Source organism: Streptomyces beijiangensis (assembly GCF_017315755.1).
In the GTDB taxonomy this organism is placed as follows: domain Bacteria; phylum Actinomycetota; class Actinomycetes; order Streptomycetales; family Streptomycetaceae; genus Streptomyces; species Streptomyces beijiangensis.
This window is the reverse complement of the sequence record NZ_JAFLRJ010001512.1, coordinates 1-279: the sequence shown is the minus strand read 5'-3', so window position 1 is coordinate 279 and position 279 is coordinate 1. Positions and strand designations below refer to the sequence as shown.

General features: G+C 55.9%; 1 pseudogene. It reads left to right on the top strand.

Annotation, left to right across the window (positions count from 1 at the left end):
* Positions 1-279: pseudogene (gene opuCD / locus J0695_RS46535) on the top strand (glycine betaine/carnitine/choline/choline sulfate ABC transporter permease OpuCD); the annotation flags it as partial.

The following is a 279-nucleotide window of genomic DNA, read 5'->3' as shown; positions in this document are numbered from 1 at the left end:
ACGTCTCGTGGGCTCGGCGCAAACACGGTGATTCTTTCATTGTTTTTGTATTCGCTGTTGCCGATCATTCGAAACACATATACGGGAATCGCCAGCATCGAGCATGCCTATCTTGAATCAGGGAAGGCGATGGGCATGACGAAATTTCAAGTGCTCCGGATGGTGGAGCTTCCCCTCGCCTTGTCGGTCATTATGGCGGGGCTCAGAACCGCGCTCGTCATCGCGATCGGCATTACGGCCATCGGCACGTTTGTCGGCGCAGGCGGCCTCGGGGATATC